General features: G+C 57.2%; 13 protein-coding genes. 12 read left to right on the forward strand and 1 reads right to left on the reverse strand.

Annotated elements, in window-relative coordinates:
• The first annotated feature begins 390 nt into the window (after positions 1 to 390).
• From BBKW_RS00545 to BBKW_RS00565, 5 genes are all read left to right on the forward strand, one after another.
• The gene (locus BBKW_RS00545) at positions 391 to 1,464 is read left to right on the forward strand and encodes an aldo/keto reductase (RefSeq protein WP_193786576.1); all 1,074 of its coding nucleotides are present in this window, start codon (positions 391 to 393) and stop codon (positions 1,462 to 1,464) included.
• 210 nt (positions 1,465 to 1,674) lie between these two features.
• The gene (locus tag BBKW_RS00550; protein ID WP_033500639.1) at positions 1,675 to 2,166 is read left to right on the forward strand and encodes a MarR family winged helix-turn-helix transcriptional regulator; all 492 of its coding nucleotides are present in this window, start codon (positions 1,675 to 1,677) and stop codon (positions 2,164 to 2,166) included.
• Between the two features lie 106 nt (positions 2,167 to 2,272).
• A complete protein-coding gene (locus BBKW_RS00555) occupies positions 2,273 to 4,024 on the forward strand; it encodes an ABC transporter ATP-binding protein (protein WP_033500640.1) in 1,752 nt (583 codons plus the stop codon).
• Between the two features lie 14 nt (positions 4,025 to 4,038).
• Positions 4,039 to 5,883, forward strand: coding sequence for an ABC transporter ATP-binding protein (locus BBKW_RS00560; protein WP_033500641.1), 1,845 nt, complete (start codon positions 4,039 to 4,041; stop codon positions 5,881 to 5,883).
• 247 nt (positions 5,884 to 6,130) lie between these two features.
• Complete coding sequence (locus tag BBKW_RS00565) at positions 6,131 to 7,111, forward strand: aldo/keto reductase (RefSeq protein WP_033500642.1); 981 nt, start codon at positions 6,131 to 6,133, stop codon at positions 7,109 to 7,111.
• 255 nt (positions 7,112 to 7,366) lie between these two features.
• On the opposite strand, the gene BBKW_RS00570 is transcribed toward BBKW_RS00565, so the two are convergent.
• Entirely contained in the window at positions 7,367 to 8,431 is a 1,065-nt protein-coding gene (locus BBKW_RS00570) for an FAD:protein FMN transferase (RefSeq protein ID WP_033500643.1), read from the reverse strand.
• 749 nt (positions 8,432 to 9,180) lie between these two features.
• Between BBKW_RS00570 and BBKW_RS00575 the strand changes: the two genes are divergently transcribed.
• From BBKW_RS00575 to BBKW_RS00605, 7 genes are all read left to right on the forward strand, one after another.
• Positions 9,181 to 10,875 (forward strand): FTR1 family iron permease, encoded by a 1,695-nt coding sequence (locus BBKW_RS00575; RefSeq protein WP_033500794.1) that lies wholly within the window; start codon positions 9,181 to 9,183, stop codon positions 10,873 to 10,875.
• Positions 10,876 to 10,964: 89 nt separating this feature from the next.
• Positions 10,965 to 11,621, forward strand: coding sequence for an iron transporter (locus tag BBKW_RS00580; RefSeq protein ID WP_033500644.1), 657 nt, complete (start codon positions 10,965 to 10,967; stop codon positions 11,619 to 11,621).
• A 345-nt stretch (positions 11,622 to 11,966) separates the two neighbouring features.
• Positions 11,967 to 13,238 (forward strand): DUF2318 domain-containing protein, encoded by a 1,272-nt coding sequence (locus BBKW_RS00585; protein WP_033500645.1) that lies wholly within the window; start codon positions 11,967 to 11,969, stop codon positions 13,236 to 13,238.
• Positions 13,239 to 13,254: 16 nt separating this feature from the next.
• Positions 13,255 to 14,619, forward strand: coding sequence for an ABC transporter permease (locus BBKW_RS00590; protein WP_033500646.1), 1,365 nt, complete (start codon positions 13,255 to 13,257; stop codon positions 14,617 to 14,619).
• Positions 14,620 to 14,744: 125 nt separating this feature from the next.
• Positions 14,745 to 15,965 (forward strand): ABC transporter permease, encoded by a 1,221-nt coding sequence (locus BBKW_RS00595; protein WP_033500647.1) that lies wholly within the window; start codon positions 14,745 to 14,747, stop codon positions 15,963 to 15,965.
• A 26-nt stretch (positions 15,966 to 15,991) separates the two neighbouring features.
• Positions 15,992 to 16,789, forward strand: a complete 798-nt coding sequence (locus BBKW_RS00600) for an ABC transporter ATP-binding protein (RefSeq protein ID WP_128832449.1) — start codon at positions 15,992 to 15,994, stop codon at positions 16,787 to 16,789.
• A gap of 56 nt (positions 16,790 to 16,845) precedes the next feature.
• Entirely contained in the window at positions 16,846 to 17,403 is a 558-nt protein-coding gene (locus BBKW_RS00605) for an FMN-binding protein (RefSeq protein WP_033500649.1), read from the forward strand.
• The last annotated feature ends 99 nt before the right edge of the window (positions 17,404 to 17,502 follow it).

Below are 17,502 nucleotides of genomic sequence, written 5' to 3' on the forward strand. Positions count from 1 at the left end.
CGGACACTCAATGCTGGTACGAAAAAAGGGTCGCCGAAGGAACCGTACCCTATGAGGTGGTGCGCCCCTCCGTGACCCTAATCACGCGATATTCGGTTATCGCGAACGGAAGATGAGATACGCCTGGCGGCGCGAACAACCCGTCTCCTTACGGCGGCATTACCCGCATCAAGTCCTCGGTCGAAGCTTTATGAGCTCCCTCTCAGCCTTCCGGCTCCCGTTCGGTTGTGCCTTCATCTTCGCGCACGCGCCCGACAAGCTTGCGCCGGCTCCCGTTCGGTTGTGCCTTCATCTTCGCGCACGCGCCCGACAAGCTTGCGCCGGTTCACGTTGGGTTAGTCTTGATGTGAACATGTGCGAATCGGCTGCGTGCTTGCAAGGAAGGGGAAGATGATGATGAACGGTGAGTTGGCAGGATTTACGATTCCTCGGCTCGGCATGGGAACGATGGCTTTGGCGATTGAGGGGCGTCCGGATCGCGATACTGCGATTCGTGCGATTCATGCCGGTTTGGACGCGGGTGTTCGCTATTTGGATACGGCTTGGTCGTATTATCTGCCGAGCGAGCCCGGCACCGGCACTGCGGAAGACCTTGGCTACGGCGAAAAGCTGGTGCGTGATGCGCTCGCTTCGTGGAATGGCCCCCGAGATGAAGTGCTGGTCGCCACGAAAACTGGCTATCGACGCACCATGGAGGTTCCCGCTTTTGTTGTTCCTGTGTCCGATTCTGGAGAATCGGACAAACAGAGTGCCGGATTTGGGGTACAGATGTCCGATTCACCAGAATCGGACACTCAGGGGCGGGATTCTAAGGGATACAGCCGTCGGCCTGGCGAGGAACGCCAGCATTTGCAGGCGGCGGGCAGCCAATACGGGTGGATGGCGGATTCGCGCCCCGAAACCATGATTCGTGACGCCAAGGAATCCGCGCTGCACTTGGGCGTCGATACGCTCGACCTGTTGTATTCGCACGGTCCCGATCCCGCGGTTCCTTACGAAGACCAATGCGGCGCGTTGAAACAGCTGCTCGACGAAGGCGTGATCAAATATGCGGGCATCTCCCGTGTGAATAACGAGCAGATCGATCTTGCGCGCAGCATTATCGGCAACGGATTGATCGCCGTGCAGAACCAGTTCTCGCCATCGCACCCTGATCCTGAGCGTACGATGGAGCACTGCAAGGAGTTGGGGCTTGCATTCGTTTGTTGGAGTCCGCTCGGCGGCTTTCTTGACGCGTTCGACCAGCGCGCGTACGACCCGTTCCGTGAAGTCGCAGGCAATCATGGCTGCTCCTACCAGCGCGTGGTGCTGGCATGGGAATTGACTCGTTACGAACGTCTGTTCACCATTCCTAGCGCCCGCAATCCTCAGGAGATCAACGATTCCTTCGCCGCCACCGAATTGACGCTTACACCGGACGAACTGGCGATGCTGAACGCGTCAGTCGACGCCCGTCGCGGCTGAGTTTCAAGCAGTCCGTACGGTTGGCCGCGCCCGATTCCGCACAATAATTGCGATTCGGGCCGCGGCCATTTTCGTCTCTTTCGTAATTTCCGCGGCTTTCGTACCATCTCAGTCTTCTGCGCACCGCAGATCGTCCGAAAATAACGCACGATATAAATTGTTTACACTGTAAAATATTATGATGACGATTGCAACGTAAGGAGGTGTGCATTGGGATTCGAGCAGGAACTGTTCCGTGATTTGATGGGCAATATCTGGAACAAAAAATCCCTCATGCAGCAGGAAATGGTCAAAGGCGCGAGAGGCGAGTCGTTCGCGGTTCAGGAACTATACCGAAAAGGACCGCTCACGCCCTCCCAGCTCGCATCCGCTATGAAAGCCACGGCTGGTCGCGTGTCCACGTTGCTGGCCGGACTGGAGAAAAAAGGCCAGATAGCACGTGAGCCCGATCCTGATGATCGTCGAATCGTGCATGTGAGTCTTACCCAAACGGGTAAGGAGCGCGCCGAAAAGCAGCGTGATGACATGCGTGATGCGGTCTGCTGGATCTTCTCGCAAATGGGGGAGCGACGCGCGCGCGAATTCGTGGAACTCAGCAAGGAGTTCACCACGTACATGACCTTGTGCATGCCCGGCAAGCCGCGTCCGACCCCAGAAGAGGTCGCCAAGGCATTCTCAGAAAACACACAGGAAGTTGCATAATACTTCACGCTGCAAGAAATTTACAGTGTAAACAATTGGATTTGATAATCGCAAATCAGCTAACCGAATTAACCAAGCCAACAAAACGTAAAAGAAGGAACCAAGCATGCTTCGCATTGTGCGATACCTCTCCAAAGCGGAGATAGTCCAGATGCTCATTGCACTGGTCAGCATCGTCGGTCAGATCTGGTTCGATCTGACGCTACCGGATTACATGGCCGACATCACGCAGCTCGTGGAAACGCCGGGCAGTGAAATGAGTGATATCTGGATAGCGGGCGGCAAAATGCTGCTCGTCTCGCTCGGATCGGTGGCGTGCGCGGTCGTCACCGGCTTCATCGCCGCGCGCGTCGGCGCGTCGTTCAGCCAACGTCTGCGCTCGCTCGAATTCAAGAAGGTGGAAAGCTTCGGACCGGCGGAAATGAACCGTTTCTCCACCGCATCGCTCATCACCCGCTCCACGAACGACATCACGCAGATCCAGATGTTCGTGACCATGGGGCTGATGATGCTGATCAAAGCGCCGATCATGGCCGTGTGGGCCGTGTGCAAAATCGCGAACAAAGGCCTTGAATGGACGTTCGCCACTGGCGTCGCAGTAGCCGTGCTGCTGGCGGTGATCAGCGTGATCATGAGCTTTGTCATGCCGAAGTTCAAGGCCATGCAGCGCCTGACCGACAATATCAACCTCGTGGCGCGCGAGAACCTCACCGGCCTGCGCGTGGTGCGCGCATACAACTCCGAGGAGTACCAGGAAGACAAGTTCACCGAGGCCAACAAGGAACTTACCGAGACCCAGCTGTTCGCCAACCGCTCCATGGCCATCATGATGCCGTTGATGAACACCGTCATGAACGGTCTGATGCTGGCCGTCTACTGGATCGGCGCCTACCTCATCGACGCCGCCGAAGCGCTCGACAAGCTCACCACCTTCTCCAACATGGTGGTGTTCTCCAGCTACTCCATCCAGGTGATCATGAGCTTCCTGCTGCTGAGCATGGTGTTCGTGCTCTGGCCGCGCGCCGACGTGTCCGCGCAGCGCGTGCTCGAAGTCATCGACACCGATCCGATGGTCGCCGACGGTGCGAAGACCGCCGGCAAGCCTGGCGTGGAAGGCGAAATCGAATTCCGCAACGTGAGCTTCGCCTACCCCGATTCGCGTCAAGCTATGTTGGAAGGCGTCAATTTCACAGCCAAGAAGGGCGAAACGGTCGCGTTCATCGGCTCGACCGGCTCCGGAAAATCGTCTCTCATCAACCTCGTGCCGCGCTTCTATGACGCGACGCAAGGCGAGGTGCTCGTCGACGGCGTCAACGTGCGCGACTACACGCTCAAGGCGTTGCGTGACAAGATCGGCTATGTGCCGCAGCAGTCGTTCCTGTTCAAGGGCACGATCGCCAGCAACGTCGCCTACGGAGATACGGAACGCAACGATGCCGACGTGAAGACGGCATGCGAAGTCGCGCAGGCCACGGAATTCATCGACAAGAAGGACAAGAAATACGATTCCAGCATTTCGCAGGGCGGCTCCAACGTGTCGGGCGGGCAGAAACAGCGCCTGTCGATCGCACGCGCCGTCTACCGCCATCCGGAAATCCTGATTTTCGACGACTCCTTCTCCGCGCTTGATTTCAAGACCGATCGCGCCGTACGCGACGCGCTCGAACGGGAAGCGAAGGATTCCACGAAACTCATCGTCGCGCAGCGCATCGGCACCATTATGAACGCCGACCGCATCATCGTGCTCGACGACGGCAAAGTCGTTGGTCAAGGCACGCACCACGAACTGCTCGACAACTGCGAAGTATACCGGCAGATCGCCGAATCGCAGTTGAGCGAAGACGAGTTGAATCGCTGAAGGGGAGGACCAACATGGCAAGAGGACCGATGGGACGCTCTCGCGGACCCGTGGAAAAGCCGAAGGATTTCGGCGGTGTGATGAGCAAACTGGCGAAATTCTGCCGTCACTACATTCCTGTGATGATTTTCGCCCTGATTCTGGGTGCAGCCGGCACGATCTGCCAGATTGTCGGACCGGACAAGCTCAAAGACATGACCAACGAGATCACGAAGGGGCTGCCGGCCATGGTGCATGGCAGGCCGGTCATGAATTCGATCGATATGGATGCTGTCTCGCGCATCGCATGGCTGCTTGTCGCGCTGTATGTTGGGTACGCGCTGCTGAGCTACCTGCAGAGCTGGTTGATGGCCAACGTTACGCAGCGCACCGCGCAGGAGCTGCGTGAGGCGATCAGCAAGAAGATTAATCGCCTGCCGCTCAAATATTTCGACAAGGTCAGCTACGGCGATGTGCTCAGCCGCATCACCAACGATGTGGACGCGATCGGCCAGACGCTCGGCCAGTCGGTCGGCTCGCTGATCACTTCAATCACGCTGTTCGTCGGCGCGCTCATCATGATGTTCTACAACAACGTGATCATGACGCTGTGCGCCATCGGTTCCGCGTTGCTTGGCCTGGTGGTCATGGGAGTGATCATGGTCGCCTCGCAGAAGTACTTCACCCGACAGCAGATCGCGTTGGGAGATGTGAACGGGCACGTTGAGGAAATGTACACCGGCCACACCGTGGTCAAGGCATACTGTGGCGAAGAGGACTCCATCGAACAGTTCGAGAAGTACAACGATGATCTGTACGTCTCCGGCTGGAAGAGCCAGTTCCTCTCCGGCCTGATGATGCCGCTCATGAACTTCATCGGCAACTTCGGTTACGTGGTCGTGTGCGTGGTCGGCGCGGTGCTGGCCATGGACGGCAAGATCGAATTCGGCGTGATCGTGGCGTTCATGATGTACATTCGCCTGTTCACGCAACCGCTTGCCCAGTTCGCGCAGGCGTTCCAGAACCTGCAGCGCTGCGCTGCCGCCTCCGAACGCGTCTTCGGTTTCCTGGAAGAGCCGGAGCTGGCCGACGAATCCGGCAAGAAAGCACTGCTGGGTGTCGGTGTGGATGGCAAGCCGCAGCCGGTGCGTGGCGATGTGGAATTCAGTCACGTGCGGTTCGGCTACGACCCGGACAAGACGATCATCCACGACTTCTCCGCGTCGGTGAAGGCCGGCCAGAAGGTGGCCATCGTCGGCCCGACCGGTGCCGGCAAGACCACGATGGTCAATCTGCTGATGCGGTTCTACGAGATTTCCGGCGGCACGATTTCGATCGACGGCGTCGACACCAAGTCGGTTCCGCGCTGGAATGTGCACGACCAGTTTTCGATGGTATTGCAGGACACGTGGGTGTTCCGTGGAACGGTACGTGAAAACATCGCATACTCGAAGCCGGGCGTCACTGGCGAGCAGATTGTAGCCGCCTGCAAAGCCGTCGGTCTGCACCGCTACATCATGTCTCTGCCGAATGGCTACGACACTGTGCTCGACGACAAGGCGTCGCTTTCGCAAGGTCAGAAGCAGCTGCTGACAATCGCCCGCGCCATGGTTGAGGACGCGCCGATTCTGATTCTAGACGAGGCCACGTCCTCCGTGGATACCCGTACCGAGGAGTTGATTCAGAAGGCCATGGACGCACTGACGGTGGGACGCACGAGCTTCGTGATCGCGCACCGACTGTCCACCATCCGCGACGCCGACATGATTTTGGTGATGAACGGCGGCGACATTGTGGAACGCGGCACCCACGAGGAACTGCTCGCTAGAAACGGCTTCTACGCCGACATCTATAACAGCCAGTTCACGCTGATCGACTGAGCGGAGGACTGATCGGCTGACGTTGATTTGCCGAATGCGCCCTCAATCGCCGGAAAATCTCACCCAACACGACAAACAAGCGGCATCCGCCCGAATCTTACGGGACGATCCGCATGTTTGGCGTGTTTGTTTTTGCGGTGCATCTGCGCGAGGCCATGCGTGTTCAAATCGTTTCGAAAGGTATTCTGGTAATACGTACGTCAATCGTTTGACGCACTGGAAAATCGCGTAGGAAAATGGGGCAATCATGAAAGAAATCGAAATCGGCAAATCCGCGGTAGCCGCATCGCAAGTGGCGCTCGGCGTAATGCGCATGGACGCGCTGGAACCGGACGCGGCGGCAAAAGTCGTGCGTACGGCCGCCGACCACGGCGTCAACTTCTTCGACACTGCGGACATCTACGGGTTCAACGTCAATCGCGACCATGCCAGCTCGCGTGTGCTTGGCCGCGCATGGCAGGATGCAGGCCTTAAGCGAGAGGACATCTTCCTGCAGACGAAGTTCGGCATCAACATCGATTTCAATGATCCAAACAACGTGCACGCAACCCGTTACGACTTCTCCGTGAAGCACCTCATCACGCGGCTGGACGAAGAGCTGGAAGCGCTCGGCACCGACTACGTGGACTTCGCGTTGCTGCACAGGCCGGACACGCTGATGGAGGCCGAGGAAATCGTTGAAGCATTCACCACCCTGCACGAAGCCGGTAAAGTGCGCCATTTCGGCGTGAGCAACGTGAACCCGTGGCAGGCGGAGCTGCTGCAGTCCTGGCTCGGCAGCGACCCTGCCATGAGGCTTGAGGCCAACCAGCTGCAGTTCGGTCTGATGCACGCGCAGATGGTCAGCGACGAGCTGATGACCAATTCCGGCGCCGAAGGCATGGTTGTGGAAAACCATTCCGACGGACTGCTGTCGTATTCGCGACTGCGCCACATGACCATTCAGGCGTGGAGCCCGTTCCAGTCCGGCACGGAATACGGCCCGTTTGTGGGCAACGAACACTTCCCGGAACTCAACAAGGCACTGGATGAGAAGGCCGCCAAGTACGGCGTGAGCGCCAACGCCATCGCCACCGCATGGGTGCTCAGACATCCGGCCAAGATCCAGATCGTGCTCGGTTCTATGAACCCCACCCGTCTGGGCGAGATGCTCGACGGCGCGGACATCGACCTCGACAAGCAGGACTGGTGGGACTTGTACGTGGCCGCCGGAAACCTCATTCCGTGAGTTCTCGTTCCGTGGGCAGACGAAGCTGCTGACTGAATGGGTCTTGGCTCCAAAACCGTGAAGGCTTTGGAGCCATCCTTATGCCAGACACGCAGAACCTAACCGGACTCTACCGGGGGTAATCCGCGTGTTTGGCGCTTGTGTTGGGTGAACGGTATTGTGTCGGTGAAAGTGCGCGAATGCGTATGGGCAGCGCGATGGGCGCAATCGACCAGAAGACAGGCATCGCTGGCCGGACGGTGGTTTGCGCGGTGGTCAGAAGAAATGACCGGGAAAGCCGGCGCTGATGGTGGCGTGACGGTCGGCGTCCAAAACGGCGCAATCGAAAGCGAAGACGCGACTTAGCCCGTTCGGATCAGCAACAAACAACGCGGTAGCCAAGCCATCCGCCAACGCGGTAGAGAAATCAGTGAAAGCGGCGGAGGAACCAGAATCGACGTTTGTGGAATCCGTACCGGTCGCCAGACTGGAGCGCTGGACGGTCTGGGCTGAAACTTGCGGTTGTGGGCGCGACGATGACGGGTCCACGCGCACAACCGTCCATGTGGCTTCCGTCTGCTGCGCGGGCAGCCCGTCGACGGCGTTGAGCAGATGATGAATAGCCAGATGTGTCCGTTCTCCAACCGCCACCTCCCAATGGCGGCGACTGGGCGCGCTCGCGCAAAACGCGCCATCACGAATCTCTGCCACACCCACCGCACGGGACGAATCGTCCGGATCCTCAAGCGCCACACGAATCGGATTGGACGTGTGTGCCAGCAGGTCGCCACCGGCATCGATCACAAATTCCGGGAAGGAGCCGAGCAAACCCCCCAACAAATCAACCAGATAGCCTTTGCCGCACGCGCCGAAATCCAAATGAACCGGGCCATGCGTGACCAACGTCGTATCGTCTGAACGTACTACGTCGTGCCCCCATACAGGGCGTCCGTGCAAAGCGCCCAAGCGCTCGACGGCGTCGGTTGCGACGGTGAAGCTCAGCATGGGATCGTAACCGAGACGAATCAGATCCTCACCCACGCACGGGTCGATCGCGCCGCGTGTGACGTCGTATAGTGTGTCGTACAAATCAAACAGTGGGCCGGCCCAATTGGGAAAATCGAAATGCCCGCCATGTTCCGCGTTTCCGATGCGCGTAACCAGCGAATCGGCGCGGAATCGCGAAAGCACATGCTCGTATCCGTCGATGAGTCGTTCCATTTTGGCACGCAGGTCCGTGGAAACCGGGCGGGCGGTCGAAACCAGCAAACCGGTGCCGAGCGCCTTGGGGAACGCGGTGGTGTAGGGCATGCGCTGCACAAGCGAAACGGAAGCATCCATAATCCTGATGCTAGCGCGTTCATTCGTTGAGAGTGAGGCCTGATGCGCCCGTTTCGTCGATGCTGGTGTTTGGCTGCGGAACGTCTGACGCGTGTATCTCGCTTATGGGTGGCGGCCCCTTGTAGAGGTGGGATGCCTGTTGACCTGTTTGATTTGCGCTATATGTGGCAGTTTTTCCGGTCTTGAAAAAGTGATCTGCGCTATATGTGGCAGATTTCCTTGGGCAACCGGTTTTGGAGGGTGTCATTTGCACCCCCTTAGGTATGGTTGGGTGAGGGTAAGTGCCACATATAGCGCATATTGTTTTTCGTGAGACCAGAAATCTGCCACATATAGCGTATCTCGATTATCGTATGACGCTCCGTTTCTACTGGTCCCATACAGATGGCGGTGGATGCAACAGGCTTTGCCGGAGGTGGCGGATTCCGGCGCGTCGGATTCAACAAGCATGCTGCGAGTGTGCCACTATGTGAGATGACACGCCGAAGATGGTAAAAACAGGAATGGCGGAATTCCGCCAATTCTCCATACTCAATACATCAGAACAAATTAAAAATCAAGACTGTTCTTTAAAAAACTTTCGTTTTATCTTAGCTTTCGGTGCGCACATCGCACACTGAGAAGTTTTGAGAAGGAAGGTTCGGAACATGTCATCTCGCGTTGCGCAGCGCCACGCAACCGGTTCCTACGATCCGTGCGATCCGCGAGTCTCGGCTTCCGGCCGTCTCGTCACGCTCGTCGCCGCGCTGATGATTGCGCTCGCCACGCTTTTCGCGACTACCGCGGTTCCGCAGTCGGCAATCGCCGCCGATGACGGTCAAACGAATTTTGATTCCTGGACTGCCGCTGCGAAGAATATCGAAGACCAACTTGCAACCGCCGAAAAAGACTATAATGACGGCAATTACGGTCAGGCTGGCACCGATTTTCAGACCGCGCATTGGATCGGTTACGACGCATCCAACTTCTCGAAAGTCGTCAACGACACCATCAGCGCCGACAAGCAGAAGGAACTGCTACAGCAATTCACCGATCTTGAAGGGCTTGCCTACCAGCAGGACCAAGGTGACGCCATCGCAACCAAAATCGACGCGCTGACCGCCGAAATCAACGCAACCGCGCAAACGCTCGATGCGAACGCAGACCTCGCCAATCCTAAGGAATACGCGAAGCAGCGTGCCACGCAAACCGCGGAAGAGCGCAAGAAGCTCGACGCGGCCAAGAAGAATTCATCCAAAGGCAAAGGCGACCGCACGTGGAGTGAGGTTGCCAACGAAATGACCGTCATTCTCGACCAGGCATACGAGGCTGCCGCTGCCGGCAAGGGCGACGAAGGCTCCACGCTGGTCAACAATGCCTACTACCAGTACTACGAGAAACTCGGCTTCGAAAAGAACGTGATGAACGCGATTTCCGGCGACCGTGTTTCGCAGGTCGAATACCAGTTCAAGATGACTCGTAAGACCATGCGCGACGGCGGTTCCGACAAGGAAATCAAGCAGCTCGTCGACGATTTGAAGAGCTGGCTCGTGAAAGACGCGGCCGTCCTTGACGGTGGTGCGTCCGGCAATGTCAACGGCTTCACCAAGCTCGTCACCAGTTCCGCCGGACAGGCGTTCCTTATTCTGATCCGTGAGGGCCTCGAAGCACTGCTGGTAGTGGCCGCAGTGATCGCCTACCTGGTGAAGTCCGGCAATAAGCGTTTCACCAAGTGGATCTACCTTGGTGTGGTCGCCGGTCTGGCCGGCTCCGGTCTGGTTGCCGTGCTCTTCACGTTCCTGTTCGGCGGTTCCGGCCCGATTCAGGAGATTTCCGAAGGCGTGTGCGCGCTTATCGCCACCCTCATGCTGCTGTGGACCAGCAACTGGATGCTCAACAAGAGCTCCGTGGAAGCGTGGAACAACTACATCAGGAATAAGACCGAAACGGCTGTGGCCGGCGCGCAAAGCAAGGTCGAATCCGGTCAGAGCCTGGGCTTGGGCATGATCACCTCGCTTGCCATGCTGAGCTTCCTCGCCGTGTTCCGTGAGGGTGCCGAAACGGTGATCTTCTACGAGTCCATCTACTCCATGAGCCAGGATGCGCACGGCATGTGGGTTGGCGGTCTGACCGCCGCTGCGGTGCTGATCGTCATCTTCCTGATTCTGCGATTTACTTCGGTGAAGATTCCGATCGGCCCGTTCTTCCTCGTAACTTCGATTTTGATGGCCGCATTGGTTGTCATTTTCGCGGGTGGCGGCATCCACGCGCTCATCGAGGGTGATCTTATTGAAGGCACCTACTTGAGCACTGTGCCAACTAACGATTGGATCGGCTTGTATCCGTACGTCGAAACGATTACGGCGCAGGTGATTGCCGCGATCGCGGTGATTGTGCTGTTCGTGGTCGGTTTCATCAAGAAACACAGGATGAAGTTGGCCGCGCAGGCGGAACAGGCTAAGTAAGCGCCAATCAATAATCACAAGTAAAGATTTAGAGATTTCCATAAGTTTCCAACGTTCCTCAAGGAACCAAAGAAAAGGAAGAGAACACAATGAAGAATAAGAAGATCGCCGCCCTGCTCGGCATCCTGTTGGCAGGCTCCATGGCCTTCTCCCTGTCCGCATGCGGCAATTCCGACAATGCCGCATCCAGCGGCAAGTCCAGCACCTCCACGTCGGAGACCAAGGGCGCCGACGACTCCAGCTCCAGCGATTCCGGCGCGGGCTTCGAGGAGATCCAGGTCGATGAGAACCATTCCGACCAGGAAGTCGGCCCGCTGACCGTCAACGCCGTGTACTTCCAGCCGATCGACATGGAACCGTCCGGCATGGGCCTGAAGGCCGCCGACGCGAGCTTCCACCTCGAAGCCGACATCCACGCCAACAAGAAGGGCACTGAGCTCGGCTACGGCAAGGGCGATTTCGTGCCGGACCTCACCGTGAACTACGACATTATCGACAAGACGTCCAACGAGTCCGTAGGCTCCGGCACCTTCATGCAGATGAACGCCTCTGATGGCCCGCATTACGGCGCCAACGTCAAGCTCGACAAGGCGGGTTCCTACAAGCTCGTGCTGAAGATCGAATCCCCGGAGAAGAAGGGTTGGATGCTGCACGTTGATCCGGAGACCGGCGTTAAGGGCCGCTTCTGGACCGAGCCGCTCGAGGTCACTTTCCCGGAGTGGAACTACACCCCGCAGGAGTGGTGATCTGGAACGTGAATTCCGGCACATGCCAAGCGAAACGGTTTGGATATAAGCTTGAATTCATGTTGGGATTCAACTCGTGATTAACGCCGTTCACATATCGCGAAACGTATGCAAGTAGCGCGAATATGGGTACGGCGTTCGCGGTTACTTGGATAGTCGTTTGACGTACTTAAGGCCGTTTGGCCGAGTCTACGGGCGAACAACCATCCAAGCAACCGCTCTCTTGCGTTTTAGGGGATGCGCGTTTGGGAGATAACGCGCTTTTTTGGGAATCTTGGTAAGGGGGTTCCTTTTGCGCGCTGAATTCACTAGGCTTTGACAGGGATATACGACGAAAGGTGTGAGATGCTGACGCAGTACGTCACGGTGTTGCAGGGAACGCTGGCACCGGCTTTGCTGATTATGACGCTGAACGTGATGCTCACGGTCGGTGAGGGGCGTGACAAGCCGTTGAGCGCGTACTGGCGTCTTGCGGGCTTCATTATCGGATTCGCGGGTGCCATTGTGTTCGCTGCGTTGCGTGCGGCCGCGGTGATCAATCAGCGTACGTTCGTCAATTACCCCACGTTGTGGTGTTGTGTGATTTTCGATGTCGCAGTGTTCGTTGTTGTGCTGTTCGCGCGTCGCATCACTACGAATTGGCATGATCATCGCGCGTTGCTTGATATTGCGAATGCGATTGGCGCTCTTGCGATTGCCGCCACCACCTTCCGTGCGTTGCCTGATGTTATTTTGCGTTTGACGATTTTCGTGGAGCCGGGAGATCCGATCTTCACTTCGGATATGCTGCTTCGTGCGCTTGGTTTCGCATTGGGTGCGGCCACTGCGATTGTTGCGGCGTTGATTTTCCGTACGATGCGTTCCACTGCGATTCGTTGGTCGTTCACTACGGCCGTGCTGCTGCTGATTGCGCTGCTGTTTGTTTCGCATTTCACTGATCTTGCGCAGATTCTGCAGGCCAAGCGCATCGTTCATTTCCCTACGGAAGCGTTCCTGGCGTTGGTGTGGTGCATTAATCATCAGCGTCATATGGTCATTGCCATGGTGTTGGTGTTCATTATTCCGGTGGCCGCCAGCATTGTGATGGGCTTCAAAATCAAGCCGGAAGGCGCCAATGAGGCCATTGTGCGATCGCATATCGCGTTCCGTCGTCGTGCGAAGGCGGCCGGCGCATGGAGCCTTGTTGCGATGATCGGCATCACGTTCGCACTCACGTATGGTGTGGCGCAAACGAAGAAGGTTATTACGCTGTCTCCGCCCGAGGATTATTCGCTGAGCGACGGCGTGGCCACCATCAAATTCAGCCAAATCAACGACGGTCATCTGCATCGCTTCCAATACAAGGCGAAAGACGGCACGATGATGCGTTTCATCATCATCAAGAAGAATGGTGGAGCGTACGGTGTCGGTCTTGATGCTTGTGATAACTGTGGTGACGCGGGCTATTACGAGAAGGATGGCAAGATCATCTGCAAGAAGTGCGATGTCGCCATCAACCTCGCCACTATCGGGTTCAAGGGCGGCTGCAATCCTGTGCCGTTCGATTACCAGGTTGAATCCGGCAAAATCGTAATTCAAACTTCAACGCTCGACGCATTGTCGACGCATTTCCAGTGAGCGGAAAGAGGTAGTCATGTTCTTTCTTCGAATGATTTTCCGCTCGTTCAGCAGGCAGTTCAAACGCAGGCTGCTGATCGCGGTCACCGTATGCTTGTCGGCCACGGTCAGCGTGGCTATGTTGGGCGTGGTGTTCGACGTTGGAGACAAGCTGAACGCCGAACTGTCGACGTACGGTTCCAACATCACCGTGCAGCCCAAGGCTGATGCCGTCGTCAACGACCTGTACAACACGGGTGGTGACGCTGACAGCAGCGCTTCCGGTACTTCCGAATCCGACCCGACCACATTTTTGAAGGAATCGGATGTGTCGAAGATCAAAACCATCTTCTGGGCGTTCAATATCACGAATTTTGCCCCCGAACTTAATATCCATGCTGACGTGAACTGCGCGTCCGAATCGGCGGCATCGGCGGATTCCAGCTCCTGCAAGGCTTCTGGAGTGCCGATCGTGGGCACATGGTTCGCGAAGACCCTGCATATGGATTCCGGCGAATCCACGGTGGCGGGCATGAACGGCATGCGTTCGTGGTGGAAGCTTGACGGCTCCTGGCCGAAAGACGATAGCGCGCAAGGTCTGATCGGCACCACGCTCGCATCCAAGCTCGGCGTGGCCACGGGAGACACCGTAACCCTCTACAAAACCACCGCCGACGGTAGCCTCAACAAGCAGCAGATCACTATCACCGGCATTTACGATTCCGGCGATAGCGACAACAACGCGATGTACATTCCGTCATCCACCGCGCAGGTGCTTGCGAATCTGCCTGATTCCATTGACAAGATCGAAGTCAAAGCGCTGACCACGCCAGACAATGATTTGGCGCGAAAGGCGTCGAAGAATCCGAACGCGCTCACGCAAGACGAGTGGGAAACGTGGTATTGCACCGCATACCCTTCGTCCATCGCCTACCAGATCGAAGAGGTTATTCCCGGTTCCGTAGCCAAGCAGGTGCGTCAGGTGGCCGCATTGCAGGGCGATGTGCTGCAGAAAACGCAGGCGGTGATGGTGCTGATGACCGTGCTTTCGTTGGTTGCGGCCGCTATTGCAGTGGCGAATCTGATGGCCGCCTCGATTGGTGAGCGCGGTTCCGAATTGGCTTTGCTGAAGGCGATTGGTGCCACCGATGGTGCGGTTTCCCGCCTGATGCTCGCTGAGACGGCTGTGATTTCGTTGGTTGGTGCGATTGTTGGTGCGCTGTTGGGTTCCTGTGTTGCACAGATTGTGGGACACGTGGTATTCGGTTCCGGCATTACGATGCGTCCGATGGTGTTTGTGATGGTGTTTGTGCTGCTGACGCTTACCGTGCTGATCGCCTCGTTCTCGTCGATCCGTTCGATTCTGGGACTCAAACCTGCGGAGGTGTTGCATGGCCGCTGATTTCAACTTGAGTTCCGTAAACTCGGCCGCGGCTGCGGCCTCGGTCACGAACGGCACCCTGTGCTGTTCGTCTGCGGAGGTGTTGCATGGCAGGTGAGTTCAAGACAGTCCGTAAGGGGCATGAGATGACTAATCGCAAGATGTTCTTCACCATGCTGTGGGGCGCGGTGTTCCGCCGCCGTTCGCGAGCCGTCATGGCCGTGATCGCCTCCATGGTGGGCGCTGCCACGCTGTTCTGCCTTGCGGCAACGTGTATTGCCGTTCCACAGCAGATGAACGAGGAAATGCGTGCGTATGGCGCGAATCTTATCGTCACACCATCCGAATCAACCGAAAAGTCCAACGGCATCGACACCGATACCGCCAAAGCATTGAACCAGATGGTGAAAGGCTCGTACAGTGCCCGTTCCGCCGCCTACCGGTATGAAAGCGTGCGCATAAACTCGGCGCCATACACGCTGGCCGGCATCACGACCAAAGACGTGAAAGCGCTCAACCATCATTGGAATGTGACTGGCGATTGGCCCAGCGAAGGCAATGTGATGCTCGGCCGTGACGTGGCCGACGCGCTCGGCGTCTCCATCGGTTCGACCGTGACCATCGGCTACCGCGCATCCGACGATGCGCAGAATTCCGGCGCTCTTAGTCAAACCGAAGCGCAAGCCACGGAAAACGGCCGCGTTTCGTCCGACATTATGGAGAACACCGGCACCGAATTCCGTGTCGGAGGCATCGTCGATACGGGCGGCAGCGAAGACGAAATCGTCTACGCGGTCAACGCTGACGTGGCCAAACTGGCCGGTTCCAAACGCGGTGCGGACGTGATCGAATATTCCGTCAATGCGGTAGGTGGCGAACTCAACGACGTCATCAAATCAATCAATGCGAATCCGTCAACCGGCGTGAAAGCGCAGACCGTCACCAAAATCACCTCATCCGACACCCGCATCATCGCCATGCTGCAAACCCTGTTCTGGATCGTGTCGCTGGTCGTGCTCGTGTTGACGCTGGTCGGCGTGGGCACCACCATCAGTTCCATCGTGTCTCAGCGACGCAACGAAATCGGCTTGCGCAAAGCGTTGGGCGCATCGTCGCAGGCCATCGGCATCGAATTCTATGTGGAATCCGCCATCTACGGACTGATTGGCGGCCTGGTCGGCACTATCATCGGCTACCTGCTGGCCCGCGTGCTGTGCGTGTCCGTATTCGAGCGTGCCATTGGCTTCAACTGGCTGTTGGGCGTCGCCTCGCTGCTGTTGAGCGTGCTCATCGCCGTCATCGCATCCATTCCGCCGGTTCGCCGCGCAACCCGTATCGACCCCGCCATCGTTTTGAGGGAGGAATAATCATGAGTTCCGAGAATACGCTGAATATGTTGCTTGAATTGGATCATATTTCCAAGATTTACGGCGATTTGCGTGCCGTCGACGATTTGACTTTGACCGTTCCGCAAGGTGAATGGCTTGCGATTGTCGGTTCATCGGGTTCCGGCAAAACCACGCTGATGAACATGATTGGCTGCATGGACACGCCTTCAAAGGGTTCCGTCATGCTGGAAGGCCGCAAGTTGGAGGATTTGAACGCCAAGCAGCTTGCCGACGTGCGTAAGAACATGATCGGATTGGTGTTCCAGAAGTTCTATCTGGTACCACATCTGACGGCTGTGGAAAACGTGATGGTGGCACAGTACTACCATTCCGTAGTCAACGAGCAGCAGGCGTTGGAAGCGTTGGAACGCGTCGGTTTGAAGGAGCGTGCCCACCATCTGCCCGGCCAGCTTTCCGGTGGCGAACAGCAGCGCGTGTGCATCGCACGTGCGCTCATCAACTGCCCGAAACTGATTCTTGCGGACGAACCGACCGGCAATTTGGATGAGAAGAACGAGAAAATCGTGCTTGACCTGTTCCGCCAGCTGCACGAGCAGGGCACTACCATCATCGTCGTGACCCATGATGCGCTCGTCGCATCTTGTGCCCAGCGCGAGATTATGCTCAACCATGGCGTGCTCGTCGGCGAGAAGTGGAATGATGAGGCCGCACGGAAGGCCTATGAGCAGGCGGGTGGCAAGCCGGCATACACCGGTTCCACTACGGAAGGCGCACAGAATGGCGAGACGGCCATCAGCTTCGCCGACCCGACCAAAGCCGCGAAAACCGGTGGCGAGGAATAAGCTGAAATCAGCCGAATAATCCAAGCCATAGCACTGACGAATCGTACGGAGCGAACATGAGCAACGAATCATCGAATGCGATCAAAGTAATCGCACTGTCTGCGGCAAGCCTTGCATTGCTGTCGGCATGCGGCGAACCCACGGCGACGCCAATGGACGATGAATATGCCGGAAATTCCGGCGAAAGCGTGCAATCGCAGGAAGAAAATTCAAAGAACAGCGGTAATGCCACCGACTCCGGCGATTCTGCGGATACGGACGTCAAAAACCATGCCGACGATCCGAACAGCACTACATCCGACAAGCAAGACACCGGCAACTACGCCGACGGTACCTACTCGATCAACGGCCAGTACGGGCCGGTGGGCGAAGACACTATCGACGTGCATGTGACGGTCAAAGACCAGACCGTCACCAATGTGGAGGTTATCGGGCATCCGTTCACGTCCATCTCCAAAAAGCACCAGAATGCGTTCGCCGAAGCCATCAACGGCGTGGTGGACGGCAAGCCGCTCAAAGATCTCAAGGTAGACAAGGTGGCCGGTGCCAGCTGGACGTCGGAAGCGTTCAACAAGGCGTTGGATGTGGCCCGTCAGGAAGCGTCAATCCAGTAGGGCCAGTAGCGGCGAAAAGCCCGCAAACGTACAATGAGCGCCTCGGCTACAGCCTCACCCCAAGAGTGACTAAAGGCCGTAGCGGGGGCGCTCACTAAA

The sequence above is a fragment of the Bifidobacterium catenulatum subsp. kashiwanohense JCM 15439 = DSM 21854 genome (genome assembly GCF_001042615.1).
Lineage (GTDB): Bacteria > Actinomycetota > Actinomycetes > Actinomycetales > Bifidobacteriaceae > Bifidobacterium > Bifidobacterium catenulatum.